The following is a 21,540-nucleotide window of genomic DNA, read 5'->3' as shown; positions in this document are numbered from 1 at the left end:
GTTGATCGCGGCGTTTGCGATGGACGATGCGGACCGCCGCGGTATACGCTGCAAGCGCCGGCCGTTCGGCCGGTATTCCCACCGTTGGTCCTGGCCGTGCGCGTCATGACCGTGACATCCTCGCGGTCGACGATGTCCCTTCGCCACGGCAGGGCGTCCGCCGTGTTCCGGGCGCCGCGCGATCCCTGCGTCCCGGCACTGTCCATGCATTCCCACTTAACCGAAGAGGGCTTCCGATGAGCACCATCAAGACGAAAGACGGCACCGAGATTTTCTACAAGGATTGGGGGACGGGCCAGCCCATCGTTTTCCATCACGGCTGGCCGCTCAGCGCGGACGACTGGGATGCGCAGATGCTGTTCTTCCTGCACAAGGGCTATCGGGTGATCGCGCACGACCGGCGCGGCCACGGCCGCTCTTCGCAGACCGCCACGGGCCATGAAATGGATACCTACGCCGCCGACGTCGCCGAACTGGCCGCGGCGCTGGACCTGCGCGACGCGATCCACGTGGGCCATTCGACCGGGGGCGGCGAAGTCACGCGCTACGTCGCGCGGCATGGAAAAGGCCGTGTCGCCAAGGCGGTGCTGATAGGCGCGGTACCGCCCGTCATGGTCAAAAGCGAGAAGAACCCGGGCGGCCTGCCGCTGGAAGTCTTCGACGGTTTTCGCCAGGCGCTGGCGGCCAACCGCGCCCAGTTCTTCCTGGACGTGCCCGGGGGCCCGTTCTATGGCTATAACCGCAGCGGCGCCAAGGTGTCGGAGGGCGTGATCCAGAATTGGTGGCGCCAGGGCATGATGGGCGCGGCCAACGCCCATTACGACTGCATCAAGGCCTTCTCGGAAACCGATTTCACCGAGGACCTGAAGCAGATCGACGTGCCGGTCCTGTTCATGCATGGCGATGACGACCAGATCGTGCCGTTCGAGGATTCGGCGCCGCTGGCGGCCAAGCTGGTGAAGCACGGCACGCTCAAGGTCTACAAGGGCTTTCCGCATGGCATGTGCACCACCCATGCGGACGTGATCAACGAGGACTTGCTGGCCTTCATCCGCGGCTGACCGGGTGTCCGCGGCGCGCTCGCCCCGAGCGAGCGCGCCGGCCGCGCGGTTTTCAGCGAGCGCGGCCGGCGGCGCGCAGGACCTGCGCGCGCCGGAAGCAATCGGCGGCATGGTCGTTGACCATGCCCACGGCCTGCATCCACGCGTAGACGATGGTCGGTCCGACGAACTTGAAGCCGCGGCGCTTCAGCTCCTTGGATATCCGCTCCGAAAGGGGCGACGTCGCCGCCCAGTTTTTGCCATCGTTCTGGATCGGCGCGCCGTCGGTGAAGGACCAGCAGAAGTCGCTGAAGCGCGTGCCCTGGTCCTGCATGTCCAGGTAGATGCGGGCGCCGGCGATGGTGGCCTGGATCTTGGCGCGCGCGCGGATGATGCCGGGGTTGGCCATGAGCCGTTCGATGTCCTTGTCGCCGTAGCGCGCCACGATGGCCGGATCGAAACCGGCGAACGCCTCGCGGAAGGCCTCGCGTTTGCGCAGGACGGTAATCCAGGACAGGCCGGCCTGGAAGCCTTCCAGCATCAGCATTTCCCACAGCATGCGGCTGTCGCGCTGCGGCACGCCCCATTCCTTGTCATGGTAGTCCCGCATCAGGGGATCGTCGGTGGCCCAGCTGCAGCGGTGGAGGGGCGTGGTCATGGCGTGGATCCGGATGAGATGACGCCGGATTGTAGTGGCGCCGGTCATGGATGCGCCGTCCGGTATCGGCCCGGCCTATTCCGTGGCGGGCGGGCGCGGCGCCAGCACGGCGCCATCGCGGCCATGGATCATGAGATCGCCGACCTGCGCGGCATCGGACGCCGCAACGGCCTGGGCAAGCGTGGGCGTGACGTAGCTTTCCAGCCAGTCGCCAACTGCCCCGGCCACCGCCGAGACCGACGGCAGCCAGTCCATCAGGCCGTCCTGGGGAGCGGGCCGCCCGGCGGGCGTGGGCAGCGCGGGCGATGCGCCAATAGAGGTGATGTTCATTGCGGAAACTCCTGCGGTAAACGAGCGAGTCGCGTGAGTGCGGCGCGTCGGGTGAAGGTTCCTGGCCGGGGAGTGCCATGCGGTGCGCCCGGCTCGGCGCGCGGACGCTGACGATGACCTGAAATGACGCGCTCGACCCTCTGCTCAGCAGGGGTTTGTCCCAGGTTTACTGCACCGCAAAATATACTGCGCTCCTCGCATTCATCACCTTATCGCGGCGCGTCCGTCCGTATTCCGGGGGCTGGCGCGCTCGCCGTGCCATGACCGCTCCCTCATCCAACGCGCAACTCGGCCGGGCAGGCCTGTACCTGCTGCTGGCCGGCCAGCTGCTGCCCATGATCGACTTCTCCATCGTCAACGTCGCGCTGGATGCGATGGCGCGATCGCTGCATGCCAGCGAGATGGAGCTGGAACTGATCGTCGCCATCTACGGGGTTGCCTTCGCCGTCTGCCTGGCGATGGGCGGACGCCTGGGCGACAACTACGGCCGCCGCCGCGTGTTCTGGTGGGGCGTGATGCTGTTTACCGTGGCGTCGGTGCTGTGCGGCCTGGCCGGACAGGTATGGGTGTTGCTCGTGGCGCGCGCGCTGCAGGGCGTGGCCGCCGCGCTGGCGGTGCCGCAGATACTGGCGACCATACACGTCAGCCTGCGGGGCCCGGAGCACTCACGGGCCCTGGGCCTGTACGGGGCGATCGGCGGGCTGGCTTTCGTGGTCGGGCAGGTCCTTGGCGGGCTGCTGGTGTCGCTGGACGTGGGCGGCCTGGGCTGGCGCAGCGTATTCCTGATCAACCTGCCCATCGGCCTGGTCGTCATGGCCTATGCGCGCCGGCTGTTGCCCGAGACGCGCGCGTCGCACCCGGCCCGCATCGACTGGCCGGGCACGTGGGTGCTGGCCATTGTGATCCTGTGCCTGCTGATTCCGGTTGCCCTGGGACCGGTGCTGCATTGGCCCTGGTCGTGCCGCATCATGCTGGGCGCCGTGCCCTTCCTGCTGTACGCGCTGTGGAAAATCGAGCTGCGGCAGGAACGCCGCAAGGCCTTCCCGCTGCTGCCGCCTTCGCTGCTGCGGCTTTCCAGTATCCGCTTCGGCGTTTGCATCGCCGTACTGTTTTTCTCCAGCTGGAGCGGCTTCATGTTCGCGATGGCGCTGACCCTGCAGGCCGGCGCCGGCATGTCGGCCTTGTCCTCGGGCAACACCTTCATCGCCATGGGCACCGCGTATTTCATCGGTTCCCTGGTCACCAGCCGCGCGGTGGCGCGTTTCGACAAGGCGCCGGTACTGATCGCCGGTTGCCTGATCCAGATGGCCGGCGTGCTGGCGCTGCTGTTCTCCTTCCGCGCGGTGTGGCCCGATCCCACCGTGTTCAACCTGATGGCGGCGACGGTGCCCATCGGCTTCGGCCAGGCGTTCATCGTGGGCTGCTTCTTCCGCATCGGGCTCTCGGAAGTCCCGCCCGAACATGCCGGCGCGGGCAGCGCGACGCTGTCCACGGTGCAGCAAAGCGCGCTGGGACTGGGACCCGCGATCTCGGGTTCGGTGCTGACGCATTTCCTGACCGAGCCGGGCGGCAATTATCTGCAAGGCGCCAGCGGCGTGCTCGCCATGGAGTTCATCGTGGTGGGCTTGCTTGTGCTCTGCACCTTCGCCTACGAATGGCGCCGCCGCGCCCGCCGGGCGATGCTGGCCGCGGCGGCGGGCGAGTAAGGCGAAGTCGTCCTTGCCGCGCGCCCCGGCCGGCCGTAATTTCATGGCACATAAGGTGTCCGGCGCGGCGGCGGTGCGCCGCGTCCGTGCATAATCCGGGGCAGCGGTCCTGCGTTCCCGGGTCCGTGGCGCGACCGGGCCCGGACACGGGCAAATACCGGGCCGCTGCAACCTGTTCCCGGGCAGTCCGTGTTTTCCGCATAGCAAGGCATTCAGGCAATGAACGAGATCATCCGCTTGCGGGCATCCGTCCTTCCGGTGCTCGGATCGATAGCCCTCGCGGCCACGGCCGTCCTGGGCCCGGCGGCCGCGCGGGCCGAGCCGGCCTGCGATCCGGCCCAGCTGTCCTTCGCCGTCGACCGGGAAGCGGGACAGTTCGATGGCATGTCGCATTCCGGGACGCTGCTGGTGCTGCGCAATCTGGGCCCGGATACCTGCACCGTGCCGGCGCGGCCGGAAGTCCGTTTCCTGGATGCCGGACGGCAGCCGCTGCCCGTGGTGGCGCAGGTGCCGCCCGGCATGCATCCGGGTCCCGTCATCCCGCCCGTCGCCGTGCCGGCCGGCGCGGAACTGACCAGCGAAGCGCGCTGGGTGTCCAGCGATGCCTATGGCGACGGCAATTGCGTCACGGTCGCCTATGCCACGCTGGCCATCGGGCCGCGCGGCTTCGAAGCGCCGTTGCGGACCCGCATGTGCGGTCCCGCCAACAAGTCTCCGACCTACGGCCTGACCTTGCTGCGCCGCGATCCCGTCTACCGTCCCGCGCCACGGTAGGGCAGGGCGCCCTCCCGCGATTTGCCATAATGCGGAATTCGCAAAACTGGCTACACAGGAGGGGGACATCGTGTTCAAACAACTGATCGCGGGTGCGGCATTGGCCGCGGCCGCCGCGGGCGCCCACGCCCAATATCCCGATCGCGCCATCCGCATGATCGTGCCGTTCCCGCCCGGGCAGGCGACGGACATCTTCGCCCGCGCGCTGGCGGAAAAACTGGGCGCGGAGCTCAAGCAGCCCATCATCGTCGATAACCGCGCCGGCGCCGGCAGCAATATCGGCATGGCGCAGGCGGCGCGCGCGCCGGCCGACGGCTACACGCTGGTCATCGCCGGCAGCGCGTCGGCGGTCAACCAGACGCTTTACAAAAAGCTGGACTACAGCCTGGCCAAGGACTACGCCCCCGTGACCGGCGTGTTTTCCGTGCCCTTGATGTTCCTGTCCAATCCCCAATCGGGCATCAAGACGCTGGGCGAGCTCGTGCAGCGGGCGAAGGCGCATCCGGGCGAACTGGCCTACGCCAGCGCCGGCGTGGGCGGGACCCAGCATCTGTCGGCCGAAATGTTCAAGGCGGCCGCCGGGATCGATATCCGCCACATTCCCTACAAGGGCAGCGGCCCGGCCCAGGCGGACTTCCTGGGCAATCAGGTGCCGCTGATGGTGGATTCCGTGACGGCGGGCTTGCCGCATGTGCAAAGCGGCAAGGCGATCGCGCTGGCGGTGACGACGGCCAAGCGCCTGCCCCAGCTGCCCGACGTGCCGACCATCGCGGAATCCGGCTATCCCGGCTTCGAGGCCATCGGCTGGGCGGCCGTGCTGGCGCCCAAGGACACGCCGGCGCCGGTGGTGGATTTTCTCAGCCAGCGCATCGGCGCGATCCTGAATTCGCCCGCCATGCAGGGCTATCTGCGCGAGCGCGGCGCCGAGCCGATGGCGATGACCCCCGCGCGGACCGCGGCCTTCATCGACGGCGAGATCGCCAAATGGGGCGCGGCGGTCAAGGCTTCCGGCGCGGAAGTGGACTGATCAGCCCTTGCCGTGGATCAGCCGCGCCAGCGTGCGGCAATCCGCTTCCACGGTCTGTTCCGACACGTTGCTGACGGCCAGCATCAGGCCGGGCCGGGCCGGCATCGAGACGTACCAGTTCGACAGCGCGCCGGGGGCCATGCCGTGGTCCAGCGCACGCCGGGCGATATCCGTATCGTCCGCGCCGTCGGGCAGGGCCAGGCGCACCGCCAGCCCGGCCATCGCGGGGCTGGCGTGCAAGGGCGAGCGCGCCAGGCAGGCCGTCAGGGCATCGCGGCGCGCGGCATACAGGCGCTTCATGCGGCGCAGGTGCCGCAGGTAGTGGCCCTGGGCGATGAACTCCGCCAGCGCCAGCTGGGGCGCCGAGGCCGGGGCGGGCGCCAGGCAGGCCGCCACTTCCGTGAAATGACGCGCCTTGGCGGCCGGCACGACGATGAATCCCAGCCGCAGCACCGGGCTCAGGGTTTTGCTGAACGTGCCGATATGCAGCACGCGGCCGGCATCGTCCAGCGCCGCCAGCGCGGGCGCGGCGCGGCCGCGTAGCTGCAGCTCGCTCAGGAAGTCGTCCTCCACGATCCATGCGCCCTGGCGTGCGGCCCAATCGAGCAGGGCGCGCCGGCGGGCGGGCGCCATGGTCACGCCAAGCGGCGCCTGCTGGCCGGGCGTGACCACCGCCAGCGCCGCCTCCGGCGCGGCGCGCACGCCTGCTTCCACATCCAATCCCTGCGCGTCGACCGGGACATGGACCAGGCGCATGCCTGCCAGCGCCAGGGCGCGCCGCGTCAAGGGAAAACCCGGGTCCTCCATCCAGGCCGCCTGCCCTTCCAGGCCCAGCGCGCGGATGACGAGGTTGAGCGCGCCGCTATAGCCGGTGGTGATCAGGATCTGCGCCGGCGAACACGCCAGTCCGCGCGCCAGCGCCAGGTAGGCGGCGATCTGTTCGCGAAGCCGTGCCTCGCCACGCGGATCGGGATAGCCCATGGGGCCGGCCGCCGTCTCCCGCGCCGCCTGGGCAAACAGCCGCGACCACACGGTGGCGGGAAAGGTGTCCTGCCCGGGCACGCCCATCTGGAACACCAGGGGTTTGGCGGAGAACCGCTGGATCAGGTCCGGCACGGGCGCGGTGTCGCCGGGAGAGGGCGGTGGCGGGGCCGGTATGCCATGGCGCGAAACGAAGGTCCCGGCCGCACCGGCGGGAACCAGCAACTGCTCGTCGATCAGGCGCTCGTAGGCCGCGCGCACGGTGCCGCGCGCCACGCCCAGCTGCGCGGCAAGGTCGCGCCAGGAGGGCAGGCGCGCGCCGGGCGCCAGCCGCCCTTCGCGGATGGCCTTGCCGATGGCGTTGTGGATTTGTCCGGCCAACGGCACGCGGGCGTCCCGGTCGATGGCGATCTGAAAGCGGTCGGAGGTATCCATGCCGCGATCGTACATAAAATCATCGGCCGCTTGATGACGGGCCTGTTCGCGACACATCGGCCCCGTGGCGTTGTCTTTCTTCCGCGCTTTCTGTACAAACGGAGAAAACAAGATGAAAGCCAACATGCAGCTTTTCGTCAGGAGACGCGATGCGGCTGATGCTGGAGGGCATTGAACGCCAGGCGGGATCACAAGTCCTGCTGTATCCGATGAGCCTTGCCCCGGAACCCGGGGCCATGACGGTGTTGTTGGGTGTGACCCAGGCGGGCAAGACGTCGCTGATGCGGGTCATGGCCGGGCTGGACCGCCCCAGCCGGGGCGCGGTAAAGGTCGATGGCGTGGACGTCACGCGGGTGCCGGTGCGGGACCGCAACGTGGCGATGGTGTACCAGCAGTTCATCAACTATCCGTCGATGAACGTTTTCGACAATATCGCCTCGCCATTGCGGCTGCGGCGCGTGCCGGGCGTGGAAGCCCGCGTGCGGGCGATGGCGGCCAGGCTGCATATCGAGCATCTGCTGGACCGCTATCCCGCCGAGCTCTCCGGCGGCCAGCAGCAGCGCGTGGCGCTGGCCCGTTCGCTGGTCAAGGACGCGCCGCTGATCCTGTTGGACGAGCCGCTGGTCAACCTGGACTACAAGCTGCGCGAGGCGCTGCGCGAAGAACTGACCGAGCTGTTCGAGCAAGGCGGTTCCACCGTGATCTATGCCACCACCGAGCCGGCCGAGGCCCTGCTGCTGGGCGGCCATACGGCGGTGCTGGACGCGGGCGAATTGCTGCAGGTCGGCCCCACGGCGGAAGTCTTCCATCGTCCGCGCTCCATCCGTGTCGCGCGGGTTTTCAGCGATCCGCCGATGAACCTGCTGCCCGCGCGGCGCGACGGGCAGGGCTTCGTGCTGGAAGACGGCCTGCGCGTGCCGCGGGTGTTGCCGGCCGCCGCCGATACCGGCGGCGCCATCACGGCCGGCCTGCGGGCCGGCGCGCTGCACCTGGATGCGCGGCCCGGCTGCGTGGCCGTGCGGGCCACGGTGCGCCTGGCCGAGATATCCGGCTCCGATACCTTCGTGCACACCAGCACGCCGGCGGGCAGCCTGGTGGCCCAGCTGACGGGCGTCCATCGTTTCGCCCTGGGCGAGACCGTCAGCCTGTATTTCGATCCCGCACAGACCTACGCCTTCGATGCGGCGGGAGACCTGCTGGCCGCGCCCGCGCATCGCGTGGCGGCCGCTTCGGCACGCGTGGGGGCACACTGATGGCGAGCATCGAGCTGGACCTGTCGCATTCCTATGTTGCCCATCCCGCCCGCGAAGAAGACTACGCCCTGCTGCCCTTGCAATACACCTTCCGGGACGGCGGCGCCTATGCGCTGCTCGGGCCATCCGGCTGCGGCAAGACGACACTGCTGAATTGCGTGTCCGGCCTGCTGCGGCCTTCCGGCGGCCACATTCTTTTCGACGGCCGCGACGTGACGCAACACAGCCCCCAGCAGCGCAACATCGCCCAGGTATTCCAGTTTCCCGTCGTCTACGACACCATGACGGTGGCCGAGAACCTGGCTTTTCCGCTGCGCAACCGCGGCGTGCCGCCGCAGCGCGTGCGCGAGCGGGTAGGGCGCATCGCCGAGATGCTCGAACTTTCCGCGGTGCTGGACCGGCGCGCCAGCGGGCTGGCGGCCGACGCCAAGCAGAAGATATCCCTGGGCCGGGGGCTGGTGCGCAGCGACGTCTCCGCCATCCTGTTCGACGAACCGCTGACCGTGATCGATCCGCACCTGAAGTGGGCGCTGCGGCGCAAGCTGAAGGAGATCCACCAGGAATTCAAGCTGACGCTGATCTACGTTACGCACGACCAGACCGAGGCCCTGACCTTCGCCGACCAGGTCGTCGTGATGTCGCGCGGCAAGGTGATGCAGGTGGGCACGGCCGACGACCTGTTCCTGCGGCCCGCCCATACCTTCGTCGGCCACTTCATCGGCTCGCCGGGGATGAACTTCCTGCCGGCGCGCTGGGAGCAAGGCAGCGTGCACGTCGGCACGCACGACCTGGGATGGACGCCGCCGGCGACGGAAAGCGCGGACGCCGCCGCCGCGCTGGCGGCCGCGGGAACCTTCACGCTGGGCATACGGCCTGAATTCGCCAGCCTGTGCGCGCCGCGGACGCCGGGCGCCTTGCCCGTCGCCGTCACCCGCATCCAGGACGTCGGCACCTATCTGCTGCTGACCGGCAATTTCGAAGGCCATCCCGTGCGGGCCCGGCTGCCGCTGGATAGCGACGCCGCGGCCGCCGGCACCACCGCGTGGCTTTCCGTGCTGAACGCGCATAGCTGCTTTTACCGCGACGAGGAGCTGATCCGATGAAGCCGATCAACCAGAAAGCCTGGCTGCTGGTCCTGCCGGTGGTGGTCTGCGTGGCGTTTTCCGCCATCCTGCCGCTGATGACCATCGTCAACTACTCGGTGCAGGACATCATCTCGCCGGAACGGCGCGTCTTCGTCGGCACGGAGTGGTTCGCCGCCGTGCTGCAGGATCCCGAGCTGCACAACGCGCTATGGCGGCAGATCGGCTTTTCCCTGGCGGTGCTGCTGGTGGAGATTCCCCTGGGCATCCTGCTGGCGCTGTGCATGCCGGCAAGGGGCTGGCAGGCCTCGGCCGTGCTGGTGGTGGTGGCCCTGTCGCTGCTGATTCCCTGGAACGTCGTGGGGACGATATGGCAGGTGTTCGGCCGCACCGATATCGGCCTGCTGGGCGCCACGCTGTCCTGGATGGGCTTCGACTACAACTACACGGGGGATGACCTGGACGCCTGGCTGACGGTACTCGTCATGGATGTCTGGCACTGGACGCCGCTGGTGGCGCTGCTGTGCTACGCCGGCTTGCGCGCCATTCCGCCCGCCTACTACCAGGCGGCCCGCATCGACGGCGCGTCGCGCATGGCGGTTTTCCGCTACATCGAACTGCCCAAGATGCGCGGCGTGCTGCTGATCGCGGTGCTGCTGCGCTTCATGGACAGCTTCATGATCTATACCGAGCCGTTTGTCCTGACCGGCGGCGGGCCCGGCAACGCGACCACCTTCCTGTCGCAATACCTGACGCAGAAGGCGGTGGGCCAGTTCGACCTGGGGCCGGCGGCGGCGTTCTCCATCGTCTACTTCCTGATCATTCTGCTGCTGTGCTTCATCCTGTATAACTGGATCCAGCGGGCCGGGACGTCCGGCGCCATGGATGAGGAGAACGCCCATGCGTGAAAAACCCATCGTCTGGCGCAGCGCCTTCCTGATCCTTTACCTGCTGTTCGCCATCCTGCCGCTGTACTGGATGCTGAACATGTCGTTCAAGACCAATACCGAAATCGTCGGCGCCCTGACGCTGTGGCCGCGCGAATTCACGCTGCGGCATTACCAGACCATCTTTACCGACCCGGCCTGGTATTCGGGCTACATCAATTCGCTGATCTATGTGGCCATCAACACGGCGATCTCGCTGGCCGTGGCGCTGCCGGCGGCCTATGCGTTCTCGCGCTACAGCTTCATCGGCGACAAGCATGTGTTCTTCTGGCTGTTGACCAACCGGATGACGCCGCCGGCCGTCTTCCTGCTGCCCTTCTTCCAGCTGTATACGTCGCTGGGCCTGATGGACACGCACATCGCGGTGGCGCTGGCGCACCTGGTGTTCAACGTGCCGCTGGCCGTGTGGATACTGGAAGGTTTCATGTCCGGCGTGCCGCGCGAGATCGACGAAACCGCCTATGTGGACGGCTATTCCTTTCCGCGGTTTTTCCTGACCATATTCCTGCCCCTGATCAAGGCCGGCGTGGGCGTGACGGCGTTCTTCTGCTTCATGTTCAGCTGGGTGGAGCTGCTGCTGGCGCGCACGCTGACCTCGGTGAACGCCAAGCCCATCGTGGCGACCATGACGCGCACCGTCTCGGCCGCGGGCATGGATTGGGGCGTGCTGGCCGCTGCCGGCGTGCTGACCATCGTGCCGGGCGCCATCGTGATCTGGTTCGTGCGCCGGTATATCGCCAAGGGCTTCGCCATGGGCCGGGTATAGGGGAAAGGCCATGTTCGACTGGATGGTATGGACGCTGCCCGTCGCCGTGTTCTTCGGCTGCGTGGTGTTGATGCTGGCCGGCATGACGGCGTGGGAGCTGCGTTCCCCGACGCGGTTGCGCAAGGGTTTCCTGCCCATCGCCACCACGCGGGGGGATCGCCTGTTCATCGGCCTGATGTGCGCGGCCTGGATAAATCTGGCTTTTGTGGGACTGGGCGAGCGTTTCATGCAGTGGTTTTCCCTGGATACGCCGCCGTCGGTATGGATCAGTTTCGTCGCGTCGATGCTGATCCTGGCGTGGATCATGCGCAAGGGCTGAGCGCGCGCCGCCCGGGCGGCCGCCTATCGCCGAAAGGGGAAGTACACGGTTTCGAGGACCACGGCCATCGCCTTCCCCGGCCGCGTCCGTAGCACGAAAGCGGGAAGGCTTATGAGGAGACAGGTCATGAAATTGCGTATGCGTGCCGTGGCGGCTGCCATTGCCCTGATTGGCCCGGCCGGCGCCTGGGCGGGGGAGCCCGAGGCGCAGAAATGGATCGATGCGGAATTCCAGCCGTCGACGCTGTCCAGGGACCAGCAAATGGCCGAGCTGAAGTGGTTCATCGACGCGGCGGCCAAGCTCAAGGCCAAGGGGATCAATGAAGTCAACGTGGTGTCCGAGACCATCACCACCCACGAGTACGAGTCCAAGACGCTGGCCCGGGCGTTCACGGAGATCACGGGCATCAAGGTCAACCACGACCTGATCCAGGAAGGCGACGTGGTCGAGAAGCTGCAGACATCCATGCAGTCGGGCAAGTCCATCTATGACGGCTGGATCTCCGACTCCGACCTGATCGGCACGCATTACCGCTATGGCGCCATCCTGCCGCTTTCCGACTACATGAACGGCCCGGGCAAGGAATACACCAATCCCGGCCTGGACCTGAAGGACTTCATCGGCGCGCGCTTTACCACCGCGCCGGACGGCAAGCTGTACCAGCTGCCGGACCAGCAGTTCGCCAACCTGTACTGGTTCCGCGCGGACTGGTTCGCGCGCAAGGACCTGCAGGACAAGTTCAAGGCCAAGTACGGCTACGAGCTGGGCGTGCCCACCAACTGGTCCGCCTACGAGGACATCGCCGATTTCTTCACCAATGACGTGAAGGAGCTGGACGGCAAGCGGGTGTACGGCCACATGGACTACGGCAAGAAAGACCCTTCGCTGGGCTGGCGCTTTACCGACGCGTGGCTGTCCATGGCCGGTACCGCGGACAAGGGCTTGCCCAACGGCATGCCGGTGGACGAATGGGGCATACGGGTGGCCGACGACAAATGCACGCCGGTAGGCGCATCGGTGGAGCGGGGCGGGGCGACCAACAGTCCCGCCGCGGTCTATGCCTTGACCAAGTACGTGGATTGGATGAAGAAGTACGCGCCGCAGCAGGCCACCGGCATGACTTTTTCGGAATCCGGGCCCGTGCCGGCGCAAGGACAGATCGCGCAGCAGATCTTCTGGTACACCGCCTTTACGGCCGATATGACCAAGAAAGGCCTGCCCGTGGTCAATGCGGACGGCACGCCCAAGTGGCGCATGGCGCCTTCCCCGTACGGCCCGTACTGGAAGGACGGCATGCAGAACGGCTACCAGGACGTGGGCTCGTGGACGTTCTTCAAGTCCACCGACCCCAACCGCATGGCGGCGGCCTGGCTGTACGCGCAGTTCGTCACGTCCAAGACGGTATCGCTGAAGAAGTCCATCACCGGCCTGACCTTTATCCGCGACAGCGACATCCACAGCGATTTCTTCACCAAGAACGCCAACAACTACGGCGGCCTGATCGAGTTCTACCGCAGCCCGGCACGCGTGGCCTGGACGCCCACCGGCACCAACGTTCCCGACTACCCCAAGTTGGCGCAGCTGTGGTGGAACAACATCGCCCAGGCCGTAACGGGCGAGAAAACGCCGCAGCAGGCCATGGATAGCCTGGCCAACGAAATGGATCAGGTCATGGCCCGCCTGCAGCGCGCCGGCATGGCCCAATGCGCGCCGAAGCTGAACCCGCGCAGCGATCCGGCGAAGTGGCTCTCGGACCAGCATGCGCCGTGGAAGAAGCTGGCCAACGAGAAGCCCAAGGGCGAGACCATCGCCTATGACAAGCTGCTGCAGGCCTGGAAGGAAGGCAAGGTGCGCTAGAACGGCAAGCGCGGCCGGGTGGCCGCGCGTGTCGACGCGGGAGGTCGGGGCGGGTCGGCCGCCAGGCCGGCCGGGCCATTGCCCCGGCGCCCGCGGGGCCCGGATTCCCCGGACCGCCGCGCCGTACGCGCGGCGGCCAGGCGCGGTGGCGCCATGCGGGTCAGGGCATGACCGGCGGTTTGTATTCCAGCGTCGCGGCCAGCGCCCACAGCATGACGAGGACGATGGGGGTGTGCACGACCAGCTGCGTGAAGGTGAAGCCCACCACGTCGCGGGCCCGCACGCCCAGTACGCCCAATAGCGGCAACATCCAGAACGGGTTGATCAGGTTGGGCAGCGCTTCGGCCGCGTTGTAGACCGTGACCGCCCAGCCCAGGTGCACATGCAGGTCGTTGGCGGCCTGCATCACATAGGGAGCCTCGATGATCCACTTGCCGCCGCCCGAAGGTACGAAAAAGCCCAGCACCGCCGAATAGACCCCCATCAGCGCGGGGAAGGAGGCGTGCGAGGACACCGAGACGAAGAACTCCGACAGCATGTGCGCCAGCGTGTGGCCATCCGCGCCGGCGGCCTTGGTCAGGATGTAGGCCACGCCGCCGTACAGCGGAAACTGGATCAGCACGCCGCCGACCGACGGTACGGATTTGGCGATGGCGTTCAGGAAGCTGCGCGGCCGCCAATGCAGCAGCATGCCCAGCATCAGGAACACGAAGTTGTAGGTGTTCAGGTTGGAGATCGCCAGGATGGGATCCTTGGTGGCGAACTCGTTGAAGATCCAGGTGGCGCCCAGGGCGACCAGCAGGATGGTCAGCAGCGGGCTGTATTCCAGCCAGTCGCCCGGACGGGAGGGCGGGTCCACCTTTTCGACGCTGGCGCCCAGGTCCACGCCCAGGTCTTCCGCCGTCACCGCTTTATCCCCGCGCGGCGCGGAGTAGAAAGCGACGATCATCGACGCGATGGTCAGCACCACCGCGATGGCGAAGGATTGCCACAGGAAAATGGTTTCCGTGAAGGGGATCACACCGGTGATCTTCAGCAGCGCGGGGGGCAGGCTGGCCGGGTTGGCCTGCAGCTGGGCCGCCGATGAGCTCAGCCCCAGGGCCCAGGTGGCGCCCATGCCCAGGTAGGCGGCCGCGCCGGCGGCGCGGTAATCCATGCGCAATTCCTTGCGCCGTGCCAGGGCCCGTACCAGCAGGCCGCTGAAGATCAGGCTGATGGCCTAGTTCAACAGGGACGCCAGGATGCTGATGAGCGCCACATAGCAGATGGCGCCGCGGCCCGTCCGGGGATGGCGCGCCAGCCAGGCGATGAGCCGGGCCGCCGGTGGCGACGCCGCGACGACGTAGCCGGAGATGGCCACGATGGCCATCTGCATCGTGAACGGTATCAATGTCCAGAAGCCGTCGCCGAAGGCCAGCCCGACGCTTTTGGCGGGCGCGCCGATGGCCATGGCGCCCAGCGCGACGACCACCACGGCGATGACCGCGAAGATATAGGCGTCGGGAAACCACTTCTCGGACCAGCGCGTGACCCCGGCCGCGATGCGCTCCAGCGCGCCTTCGTGCTCGGTGGACGCCGGATGCGTCTTCAGCACGGATTCTGCTTTCATTTTCTCTTCCCCTTGTCGAGTCTAGGCAAAAAAAAGCTACACGTTCATTCCTGGCGCGCGTCGGGACGGCGCCTCAGGCATCCAGGACCAGGTCGGTCGTGGGCACGGCCTGGCAAGTCAGGCACACCGTCGGGTCTTCCGGTTCCGCGCCATGCAGGTGGCGCACCTGGCCCTGTACGACGCGCACGGCGCAGCTTTCGCACTGGCCCACCCGGCAGCCGCTGGGCAGCGCCAGGCCCAGGCTTTCCGCGAAGGCCAGCACGCTGCCGCGCGTCGCGGACCAGGTGGCTTCCGTGCCCGAGCGCGCGAAGCGTACCGCGTATTGGCGCGACGGGTCCATATCGACGCGCGCCGGCGAGCGGAACACTTCGCTGAAGATGTCGAAGGCCGGTACCCCGCGCGCCAGCAGGCCGTCGGCGATGCCCTGCGTCATGGGCGCGGGGCCGCACAGATAGAAGCGCGCGCGCGCCTGGATCAATGTATCGGGCACGGCGTCGGCCGTGGCGAAGCGGCCGGCCGATCCGGCGATGCCGGGCGCATCGCTGTAGTAGTGCAGGACACGCAAGTCCGGCAGGCGGGTCGCCAGCTCCGCGATGCGGTCCGCGTAGGCGGTGCTGTCCGGGGTCCGGTTCGCGTAGTGCAGCCATACGGCTGGCATGGTTCTGCGGGAATCCAGCGACTGCGCCGCCAGCGTTTCCAGATAGGCCATGAAGGGCGTGATGCCGATGCCGCCGGCGAACAGGACCACCGGCTGCGGGCAACGCAGCGGCAGGACGAAGTTGCCGGAAGGCGCGCCCAGCTTCACGATATCGCCCACCCTCAGGCGGGTGTGCAGGTGGCCGGATATCCGGCCGCGCCATGCCGTGCCGTCCTGGGCCGTGCCCTGCTGGCGCCGCACCGCGATGGTGTAGCGCTCGCGCAGCGGGTCGTGCGCGGGGCCGACCAGGGAATACGCGCGCGTGGCGGGCAGCGCCGCCGGCGCGGCGCCGTCCGCCGGCGGCGGGTCCAGGTGCAGCGTGATGTGCTGGCCGGGCCGCGGGTCCGGCAGCCCCTTGCCGTCGACCGGCACGAAGGAAATTTCCAGCACGTCCTGGGTGCGCGGCGTGAGCGCGGCCACGCGGAAGGGCCGCGCGCCGGTCCAGGAACGTCGCGCGGGATCGCTGGCCGCATCGCGCGCGATATCGCAGGCGAAGGCGCGCATGGGTACCGATCCGCTGACGGGGTCCGCCGCATCGGCCGCGATCAGCGCGTTGTAGTTGCTGCTATCCGGTCCCTGTGCGGGATAGCCGTCCTGGCCCAGTTCGGGACAGGCCTGCCACCAGCCGTAGTCGGCGACCACGACATCCTCGCGCAGGTCCGGCTGCAGGTCGGCGACGAAGCGGGCCTGCCCCACGCGGGTGCGCACGCGTACCCAGTCGCCCTGGGCGATGCCGCGGCGGGCGGCCAGCGCGGGATGCAGGGCGATGCGGGGCAATGGATCGCGCTTGCGCAGGGAGACCAGCGAGCGATGCTGGCTATGGCAGTAATAGCCGCTCTTGGCGCTGGTCAGGATCAGCGGGTATGGCGCATCCGCGTCGCGCGGCGCTTCCCCCGCCTCGCGGTGGCCGGGCAGGGGGTCGTAGCCGTGGCGCAGCAACTGCTCCGAGTAAAGCTCGACACGGCGCGTTTCGGTGGCGAAGCCGGTGCGCGTGTACTTGCGGTCCTCGTGCACCAGGGGCACGCGCATGCCGCCTTCGGCGCGCCGCAGGTCGGCGACCGTGATGCCCAGCGGCGCCAGCATGTGGTTCCAGCCGCGCTCCAGGCTGCCGCCGAAGAAAGCGTCCGCCATGCCCAGGCGGCAGGCCAGGTCGAAGACGATGTCGTTGTCCGAGCGCGACTCGCCGCGCGGCTCCACCATGCGTGGCCGCAGCTGGATCTGTTCCTGGGCCTGCTGGCTGATCTCGAAGCCCACGCGCAGGCCTTCGCGCTCCCACGGGGTGTTGACCGGCAGCAGGATGTCGGCGTAGCTGGCCGACGGGGTTTCGAACATGTCGCAGTGCACGTGGAACTCCAGGGCCTGCAGGGCCGCCCGGCCCATCTCCACATCGCCCTGGGACACCAGGGGATTGGTACCGAAGGCCATCATGGCGCGCACGCGATAGGGCTGCGCGTCCAGGATGGCGCGATACATATCGCGCGCGGTGATCCATCCCTGCGCGGGCGGGCCCAGCGGACGCTGCTCCAGCCCCAACGCCTTGTCCCGCTGTGCCGGCGCGATCAAGTCCATGCCGTTGACCGCCGCGACCGGATGCCGCGGGTAGATGCGGTTTCCGCCCGGGGCGTCGAAACTTCCCGTCAGGGCGTAGAGCACCGCGACGGCGCGTTCGGTCTGCGTGGCGTTGCCTTGCTGGCCGATGCCGGTCCAGGCGTGATAGGCCACGCTGGGCGCCTCGGCGATGAGGCGCGCGGCCGCCTGCAACAGGTCGGCCGGCACGCCGGTGATGCCGGCGACGCGGTCGGGCGTGTAGGCGGCGCAACGCGCGGCCAGCGCCTGGAATACCGGGCGGCAGCGCACGCGCGTGCCGTCGCGCAGCGTGACGTCGTACTCGCCGCGCAGGGCGTAGCGCCCGCCGCCCTGACCGGCCGCGGGCAGGCGGGTGTCATAGGCCGTGGGCGCCTGCGCATGTTCGTCCCAGGCGGCATACAGGTCCGGGCCCGCGGCGGGCGCCATCGCCAGTTCGTCCATGCGCAGGAAACGGCCCGTGTCGGCGCGGACCAGCAGCGGGGCATTGGTCCACTCGCGCACGAAGGTGCCGTCATAGCCCCGCTGCTCGATCAGCAGATGTGCCAGTCCCAGGGCCAGCGCGGCATCCGTGCCGGGCCGCACCTGCAGCCAGACATCGGCCTGGGCGGCCAGCGCCGTGCGGCGCGGATCCACCACGAGCAGCCGCGCGCCGGCCGCGCGGCCGGTGCCGACGGCATGGGCCTGCGCCAGCCAGGTATTGGCCGGGTTGTGGCCCCACAGCATGATGAGCCCGCTGTTGGCATAGTCGGCCGCCGGCATGCCGACACCGAAGGTGAAGGCGTGGGCGTAGTCCTTGTGCCAGTTGCAGATCTCGGTGGCGTAGCAGATGTTGGGGCTGCCGAAGCCGCGCACGAATCGCTCGATCCAGTCGATGCTGTCCGAGAGCGGCGTGCCGCTGGGCGTGGTCACGCCGAAGGCGACGGCTTCGGGGCCGCTCTCGCGCCGGACGGCGTCGAGCCGCGTGGCGATCTCGGCCAGGGCTTCGTCCCAGCCTATGCGGCGCCAGCCGGGATCGCCGCCGTCCTTGGGCCGGGTGCGGCGCATCGGATACAGCACCCGATGGGGGTTATGCACCAGTTCGGGCGCCGCGCGGCCTTTCATGCACATCGCCTGGCCGGTGGGGTGGGCAGGGTCTGGCGACACGCGAACCAGCATGTCGTCCTGGACGATATTGCGCGTGCCGCAGCGGGAGCGGCAAAGCGTGCAATAACCGCGTTTTTCCTTGAACAAGACATCCCCGTACTGTGTGTCGTGAACGTGGCGCAGAGTCTAGGACGCGGCCGACAATATTGCTAATATAAATTTTTGAAAACGCAATATATAAAAAATCGATTTTGATTGCCCGGCGCGGGTTCGCGCACGGCAGATTCCCGCTACCCATGGCGGCCATGTGAAGGACACGGCATGCAGATCACTCTCCGGCAGTTCGAATACTTCCTGGCGCTGGCCGAGACCGGGCAAGTCTCCAAGGCGGCGCTGCGCTGCAATGTGTCGCAGTCCTCGGTCACCATCGCCTTGCGCAACCTGGAGCAGAGCGTGGGCATGCCGCTGTTCGAACGGCATGCCAAGGGGCTGCGGCTGACGGAAGCGGGGGAGCGTTTCGCGCGTCACGCGCATAACGTGACGGGCGCTTTCACCCGCGCGATGGAGGACATGCGGGCCGAGCGCGACGAGTTGCGCGGCCATCTGCGCCTGGGCGTGACGGAGACCATCTCGGCCTACCTGATGCCGGCGGTCATCTCGGCGGTCGGGCAGCGCTTTCCGAATCTACGGCTGGATGTCATCGAACGCGACCGCGCCGATGTGGAGCAAGATCTGCTGGAGGGCCGCCTGGACCTGGCGCTGGCCATCGTCTCGAATCTGACGCGATTCGACGAGCTGCAATACGACACGATGCTGAAGTCGCCGCGCCGCTTGTGGACGCATCCCGACCATCCCCTGCAGCATGCGCCCAAGGTCAGCCTGGCCGATGTGGCGCAAGCCGACTATGTGCTGCTGGACATGGACGAACACATCGAAACGGTGGGCAAGTACTGGGGCCGCCGTGGGCTGCGGCCCCGCGTGCGCTTCCAGAGCCGCTCGCCGGAGGCCGTGCGCAGCCTGGTCGCGCTGCAGCAGGGCGTGACCATATTGTCGGACCTGGTGTACCGGCCGTGGTCCCTGGAAGGGCGGCGCATCCTGCGCCGAGACCTGGTCGATGACGTGCCGACGATGGATATCGGCCTGGTCTGGCCCAGGCGCGGCGGACTGGCGAAAGGGGGGCAGGCCTTGATCGCGTTCCTGCGCGCGTCCATCAAGGGACTGTCCCATGTTTGAGCCTTGACGGCTTCAGCAGTGCTGCGTGCGGTGCACCTGGTGGCGCGCCAGCTTGTCCCAATCCCAATCTATGCCCAGCCCCGGCTCGGCCGACGGAATGGCTCGGCCGCCCTCCACGCGCATGCCCGTGCCGGTGACCATATCGAGCTGCGGTATGTATTCCAGCCACCGGCTGTTGGGCACGGCGCAGCACAGGCCGACGTGGATTTCCATCAGGAAGTGCGGGCACACCGGGACGTTATAGGCCTCGGCCATATGCGCCACCTTCAGCCACGGGGTGATGCCGCCTATGCGGCCCACATCGACCTGCACGATGGTGCACGCGCCGCTTTGCAGGTAGTCCTTGAATTGCGAAACGCTGTACAGGGATTCGCCGATGGCGATGGGCACCGTGGTCGATGCGCAAAGGCGGCGGTGCGCGTCGACATCGTCGGCATGGATGGGTTCCTCGAACCAGGCGATGTCCAGCGCCTCGAAGCAGCGGGCGCGCCGTATCGCCTCGGCCAGGTTGAAGCCCTGGTTGGCGTCGGTCATGACTTCCCAACCGGGCCCGACCGCGTCGCGCACCGCGGACAGGCGCTCCATGTCCTCGGCTACGTGCGGCCGCCCCACCTTGATCTTGGTCCCGCCGAAGCCCGCCTCTTGCGCCCGCAAGGCCTCTTCGACCAGTTGCGCTTCATCCAGGTGCAGCCAGCCGCCTTCGGTGTAGTACATCGGAATGGCGTCCTTGGCGCCGCCGGCCAGCCGGTGCAAGGGCAGGGCGGCACGGCGCGCGCGCAGGTCCCACAGGGCCGTGTCGATGGCCGCCAGCGCGATGGAAGTGATCGCGCCCACGGTGGTGGCGTGTACGCGGAAGAACAGGTCGCGCCAGAGCATTTCGATGTCGTCGGCCTCGCGCCCCATCAGCATCGGCGCGAGGTGGTCGTCCAGCAGCCGCACGACCGATGAACCGCCGGTGCCTATCGTGTAGCTGTAGCCGGTGCCGACCATGCCATCGGCGTCGCGGATGCGCACCATGGGGGTCTCCTGGCATTCGAAACTCTGGACGGCATCCGTGCGCTTGACCTTGGGGGGCAGGTTGACGAGCAATACCTCTACGGAAACGATGGCGGCCATGCGTGCTCCTGTGTGGGTTGGCGGTGGGCGGAACAGCGGACTGCGTTGCACTGCGGGTCGCTCATTATGGGCTTGGCCGGCGATGCGCGGCACCCTGACGCGCATGCGGAAGTCGGGATATTCATAGGGGTTATTACCTAGTTGTAAGGCAACTTGATAAGCAGATAGGATGCCCTTGCGCCTGCATCGCGCATCGGCGACGCACCGCCCATAACCACAATCAGGAGACACCATGGCCGGTAACGATCCGGCGCAGCCCGCGATGTATCCCGGGTTGCGCGGCAAGGTGGTGATGTGTACCGGCGCGGCCCAGGGCATCGGGCGCGCCATGCTGGATGCCTACGCGCGGCACGGCTGCCCGCTAGCCCTGCTCGACGTCAGCGCCGACGGCCTGGCGGCCGCGCGGGCGCAGTTGCAGGCGCGCTATCCCGATGTCCCGACGCTGTGCCTGCAGGCATCCGTGCGGGACGACGCCGCGGTCGAGAAGGCATATGCCGCGGCGCGCGATCGTTTCGGGCGCGTCGATATCTCGCTGAACAATGCCGGCATCTCGATGAACAAGCCCTCGCTGGAACTCAGCGGCGAAGAATGGCGGCGCGCCATCGATATCGACCTGACCGGCGTGTTCTATTGCTGCCAGTCGGCCGGCCGCATCATGGCGGAACAAGGCGGCGGCGTCATCGTGAATACCGCTTCGATGTACGGCGTGGTCGCCGCGCCGGAACGCGCCGCCTATTGCGCGGCCAAGGCGGGCGTGATCGCACTGACCAAATCGCTGGCCGTGGAATGGGCGCCGCTGGGCATCCGCGTCAACGCGCTGTGCCCGGGCTATATCCGCACGGCGCTGGTCGACGAGCTGATCGGCCGCGGCGCCCTGGATGCCGGGCGCATCGCGGCGCGCGCGCCCATGGGCAGGCTGGGCACCCCGGAAGAAATGGCCGAGGTGGCGCTTTTCCTGGCATCCGATGCCGCGCGCTATACGACCGGGCACGCGATGCTCGCGGATGGCGGGTGGACCGCCAATGGTTATCTTTGAACCG

Annotated in this window: 17 protein-coding genes and 1 pseudogene; 12 read left to right on the top strand and 6 right to left on the bottom strand. The window is 67.9% G+C overall.

The features are described 5' to 3' along the window. The first annotated feature begins 236 nt into the window (after nucleotides 1-236). Nucleotides 237-1,061: an alpha/beta fold hydrolase gene (locus BAU06_RS15610; RefSeq protein ID WP_066351374.1), complete on the top strand. Its 825-nt coding sequence runs from the start codon at nucleotides 237-239 to the stop codon at nucleotides 1,059-1,061. Between the two features lie 52 nt (nucleotides 1,062-1,113). On the opposite strand, the gene BAU06_RS15605 is transcribed toward BAU06_RS15610, so the two are convergent. Together BAU06_RS15605 and BAU06_RS15600 are read right to left on the bottom strand one after the other, a co-directional pair. Then, complete coding sequence (locus tag BAU06_RS15605; RefSeq protein ID WP_066351365.1) at nucleotides 1,114-1,698, bottom strand: DNA-3-methyladenine glycosylase I; 585 nt, start codon at nucleotides 1,696-1,698, stop codon at nucleotides 1,114-1,116. A 75-nt stretch (nucleotides 1,699-1,773) separates the two neighbouring features. After that, nucleotides 1,774-2,028, bottom strand: coding sequence for a hypothetical protein (locus BAU06_RS15600; protein WP_066351356.1), 255 nt, complete (start codon nucleotides 2,026-2,028; stop codon nucleotides 1,774-1,776). A gap of 260 nt (nucleotides 2,029-2,288) precedes the next feature. On the opposite strand from BAU06_RS15600, the gene BAU06_RS15595 reads away from it, so the two are divergent. The 3 genes from BAU06_RS15595 (at nucleotide 2,289) to BAU06_RS15585 (ending at nucleotide 5,535) form a co-directional block, all read left to right on the top strand. Further along, nucleotides 2,289-3,734: an MFS transporter gene (locus tag BAU06_RS15595; RefSeq protein WP_066351345.1), complete on the top strand. Its 1,446-nt coding sequence runs from the start codon at nucleotides 2,289-2,291 to the stop codon at nucleotides 3,732-3,734. A gap of 219 nt (nucleotides 3,735-3,953) precedes the next feature. Continuing rightward, complete coding sequence (locus BAU06_RS15590; protein ID WP_066351339.1) at nucleotides 3,954-4,508, top strand: DUF4232 domain-containing protein; 555 nt, start codon at nucleotides 3,954-3,956, stop codon at nucleotides 4,506-4,508. 70 nt (nucleotides 4,509-4,578) lie between these two features. Beyond that, complete coding sequence (locus tag BAU06_RS15585) at nucleotides 4,579-5,535, top strand: tripartite tricarboxylate transporter substrate binding protein (protein ID WP_231933884.1); 957 nt, start codon at nucleotides 4,579-4,581, stop codon at nucleotides 5,533-5,535. Here BAU06_RS15585 and pdxR read toward each other — a convergent pair whose 3' ends face one another. Next, on the bottom strand, nucleotides 5,536-6,951 hold the full coding sequence (gene pdxR, locus BAU06_RS15580; protein WP_066359143.1) for a MocR-like pyridoxine biosynthesis transcription factor PdxR: 1,416 nt from the start codon (nucleotides 6,949-6,951) through the stop codon (nucleotides 5,536-5,538). It abuts the gene before it with no gap. A gap of 149 nt (nucleotides 6,952-7,100) precedes the next feature. Here pdxR and BAU06_RS15575 point away from each other — a divergent pair, with 149 nt between their 5' ends. The 6 genes from BAU06_RS15575 (at nucleotide 7,101) to BAU06_RS15550 (ending at nucleotide 13,175) form a co-directional block, all read left to right on the top strand. Then, on the top strand, nucleotides 7,101-8,204 hold the full coding sequence (locus BAU06_RS15575) for an ABC transporter ATP-binding protein (protein WP_066351324.1): 1,104 nt from the start codon (nucleotides 7,101-7,103) through the stop codon (nucleotides 8,202-8,204). Next, on the top strand, nucleotides 8,204-9,307 hold the full coding sequence (locus BAU06_RS15570; RefSeq protein ID WP_066351319.1) for an ABC transporter ATP-binding protein: 1,104 nt from the start codon (nucleotides 8,204-8,206) through the stop codon (nucleotides 9,305-9,307). The genes BAU06_RS15575 and BAU06_RS15570 overlap by 1 nt, the downstream gene beginning before the upstream one ends. After that, a complete protein-coding gene (locus tag BAU06_RS15565) occupies nucleotides 9,304-10,194 on the top strand; it encodes a carbohydrate ABC transporter permease (RefSeq protein WP_066351307.1) in 891 nt (296 codons plus the stop codon). Before BAU06_RS15570 ends, BAU06_RS15565 begins: the two co-directional genes overlap by 4 nt. After that, on the top strand, nucleotides 10,187-10,999 hold the full coding sequence (locus BAU06_RS15560; RefSeq protein ID WP_066351298.1) for a carbohydrate ABC transporter permease: 813 nt from the start codon (nucleotides 10,187-10,189) through the stop codon (nucleotides 10,997-10,999). Before BAU06_RS15565 ends, BAU06_RS15560 begins: the two co-directional genes overlap by 8 nt. Nucleotides 11,000-11,009: 10 nt before the next feature. After that, nucleotides 11,010-11,318: a DUF2160 domain-containing protein gene (locus tag BAU06_RS15555; protein WP_066351285.1), complete on the top strand. Its 309-nt coding sequence runs from the start codon at nucleotides 11,010-11,012 to the stop codon at nucleotides 11,316-11,318. Nucleotides 11,319-11,444: 126 nt separating this feature from the next. Beyond that, complete coding sequence (locus BAU06_RS15550) at nucleotides 11,445-13,175, top strand: ABC transporter substrate-binding protein (RefSeq protein ID WP_066351278.1); 1,731 nt, start codon at nucleotides 11,445-11,447, stop codon at nucleotides 13,173-13,175. Between the two features lie 160 nt (nucleotides 13,176-13,335). Here BAU06_RS15550 and BAU06_RS15545 read toward each other — a convergent pair. Together BAU06_RS15545 and BAU06_RS15540 are read right to left on the bottom strand one after the other, a co-directional pair. Next, nucleotides 13,336-14,784 (bottom strand): annotated as a pseudogene (locus tag BAU06_RS15545) (short-chain fatty acid transporter). A gap of 73 nt (nucleotides 14,785-14,857) precedes the next feature. After that, nucleotides 14,858-18,298: a molybdopterin-dependent oxidoreductase gene (locus BAU06_RS15540; protein WP_066351263.1), complete on the bottom strand. Its 3,441-nt coding sequence runs from the start codon at nucleotides 18,296-18,298 to the stop codon at nucleotides 14,858-14,860. A 174-nt stretch (nucleotides 18,299-18,472) separates the two neighbouring features. On the opposite strand from BAU06_RS15540, the gene BAU06_RS15535 reads away from it, so the two are divergent. Beyond that, the gene (locus BAU06_RS15535; RefSeq protein WP_066351256.1) at nucleotides 18,473-19,384 is read left to right on the top strand and encodes a LysR family transcriptional regulator; all 912 of its coding nucleotides are present in this window, start codon (nucleotides 18,473-18,475) and stop codon (nucleotides 19,382-19,384) included. 12 nt (nucleotides 19,385-19,396) lie between these two features. Here the strand turns inward: BAU06_RS15535 and BAU06_RS15530 are convergent, their stop codons facing one another. Next, nucleotides 19,397-20,500 (bottom strand): mandelate racemase/muconate lactonizing enzyme family protein, encoded by a 1,104-nt coding sequence (locus tag BAU06_RS15530; protein ID WP_066351246.1) that lies wholly within the window; start codon nucleotides 20,498-20,500, stop codon nucleotides 19,397-19,399. 232 nt (nucleotides 20,501-20,732) lie between these two features. Between BAU06_RS15530 and BAU06_RS15525 the strand changes: the two genes are divergently transcribed. Then, on the top strand, nucleotides 20,733-21,536 hold the full coding sequence (locus BAU06_RS15525) for an SDR family NAD(P)-dependent oxidoreductase (RefSeq protein ID WP_197509312.1): 804 nt from the start codon (nucleotides 20,733-20,735) through the stop codon (nucleotides 21,534-21,536). The last annotated feature ends 4 nt before the right edge of the window (nucleotides 21,537-21,540 follow it).

It is taken from the genome of Bordetella bronchialis (assembly GCF_001676705.1).
GTDB classification, from domain to species: domain Bacteria; phylum Pseudomonadota; class Gammaproteobacteria; order Burkholderiales; family Burkholderiaceae_B; genus Bordetella_C; species Bordetella_C bronchialis.
The sequence above is the reverse complement of the archived record's forward strand: the minus strand, read 5'-3'. Positions and strand labels throughout refer to the sequence as shown.

Coding starts and splice junctions, on each gene's coding strand:
- BAU06_RS15535 (WP_066351256.1), top strand. CDS start 18,473: ATGCAGATCACTCTCCGGCAGTTCGAATACTTCCTGGCGCTGGCCGAG.
- BAU06_RS15560 (WP_066351298.1), top strand. CDS start 10,187: ATGCGTGAAAAACCCATCGTCTGGCGCAGCGCCTTCCTGATCCTTTAC.
- BAU06_RS15555 (WP_066351285.1), top strand. CDS start 11,010: ATGTTCGACTGGATGGTATGGACGCTGCCCGTCGCCGTGTTCTTCGGC.
- BAU06_RS15525 (WP_197509312.1), top strand. CDS start 20,733: ATGGCCGGTAACGATCCGGCGCAGCCCGCGATGTATCCCGGGTTGCGC.
- BAU06_RS15595 (WP_066351345.1), top strand. CDS start 2,289: ATGACCGCTCCCTCATCCAACGCGCAACTCGGCCGGGCAGGCCTGTAC.
- BAU06_RS15605 (WP_066351365.1), bottom strand. CDS start 1,698: ATGACCACGCCCCTCCACCGCTGCAGCTGGGCCACCGACGATCCCCTG.
- BAU06_RS15570 (WP_066351319.1), top strand. CDS start 8,204: ATGGCGAGCATCGAGCTGGACCTGTCGCATTCCTATGTTGCCCATCCC.
- BAU06_RS15590 (WP_066351339.1), top strand. CDS start 3,954: ATGAACGAGATCATCCGCTTGCGGGCATCCGTCCTTCCGGTGCTCGGA.
- BAU06_RS15610 (WP_066351374.1), top strand. CDS start 237: ATGAGCACCATCAAGACGAAAGACGGCACCGAGATTTTCTACAAGGAT.
- pdxR (WP_066359143.1), bottom strand. CDS start 6,951: ATGGATACCTCCGACCGCTTTCAGATCGCCATCGACCGGGACGCCCGC.
- BAU06_RS15575 (WP_066351324.1), top strand. CDS start 7,101: ATGCGGCTGATGCTGGAGGGCATTGAACGCCAGGCGGGATCACAAGTC.
- BAU06_RS15550 (WP_066351278.1), top strand. CDS start 11,445: ATGAAATTGCGTATGCGTGCCGTGGCGGCTGCCATTGCCCTGATTGGC.
- BAU06_RS15600 (WP_066351356.1), bottom strand. CDS start 2,028: ATGAACATCACCTCTATTGGCGCATCGCCCGCGCTGCCCACGCCCGCC.
- BAU06_RS15530 (WP_066351246.1), bottom strand. CDS start 20,500: ATGGCCGCCATCGTTTCCGTAGAGGTATTGCTCGTCAACCTGCCCCCC.
- BAU06_RS15565 (WP_066351307.1), top strand. CDS start 9,304: ATGAAGCCGATCAACCAGAAAGCCTGGCTGCTGGTCCTGCCGGTGGTG.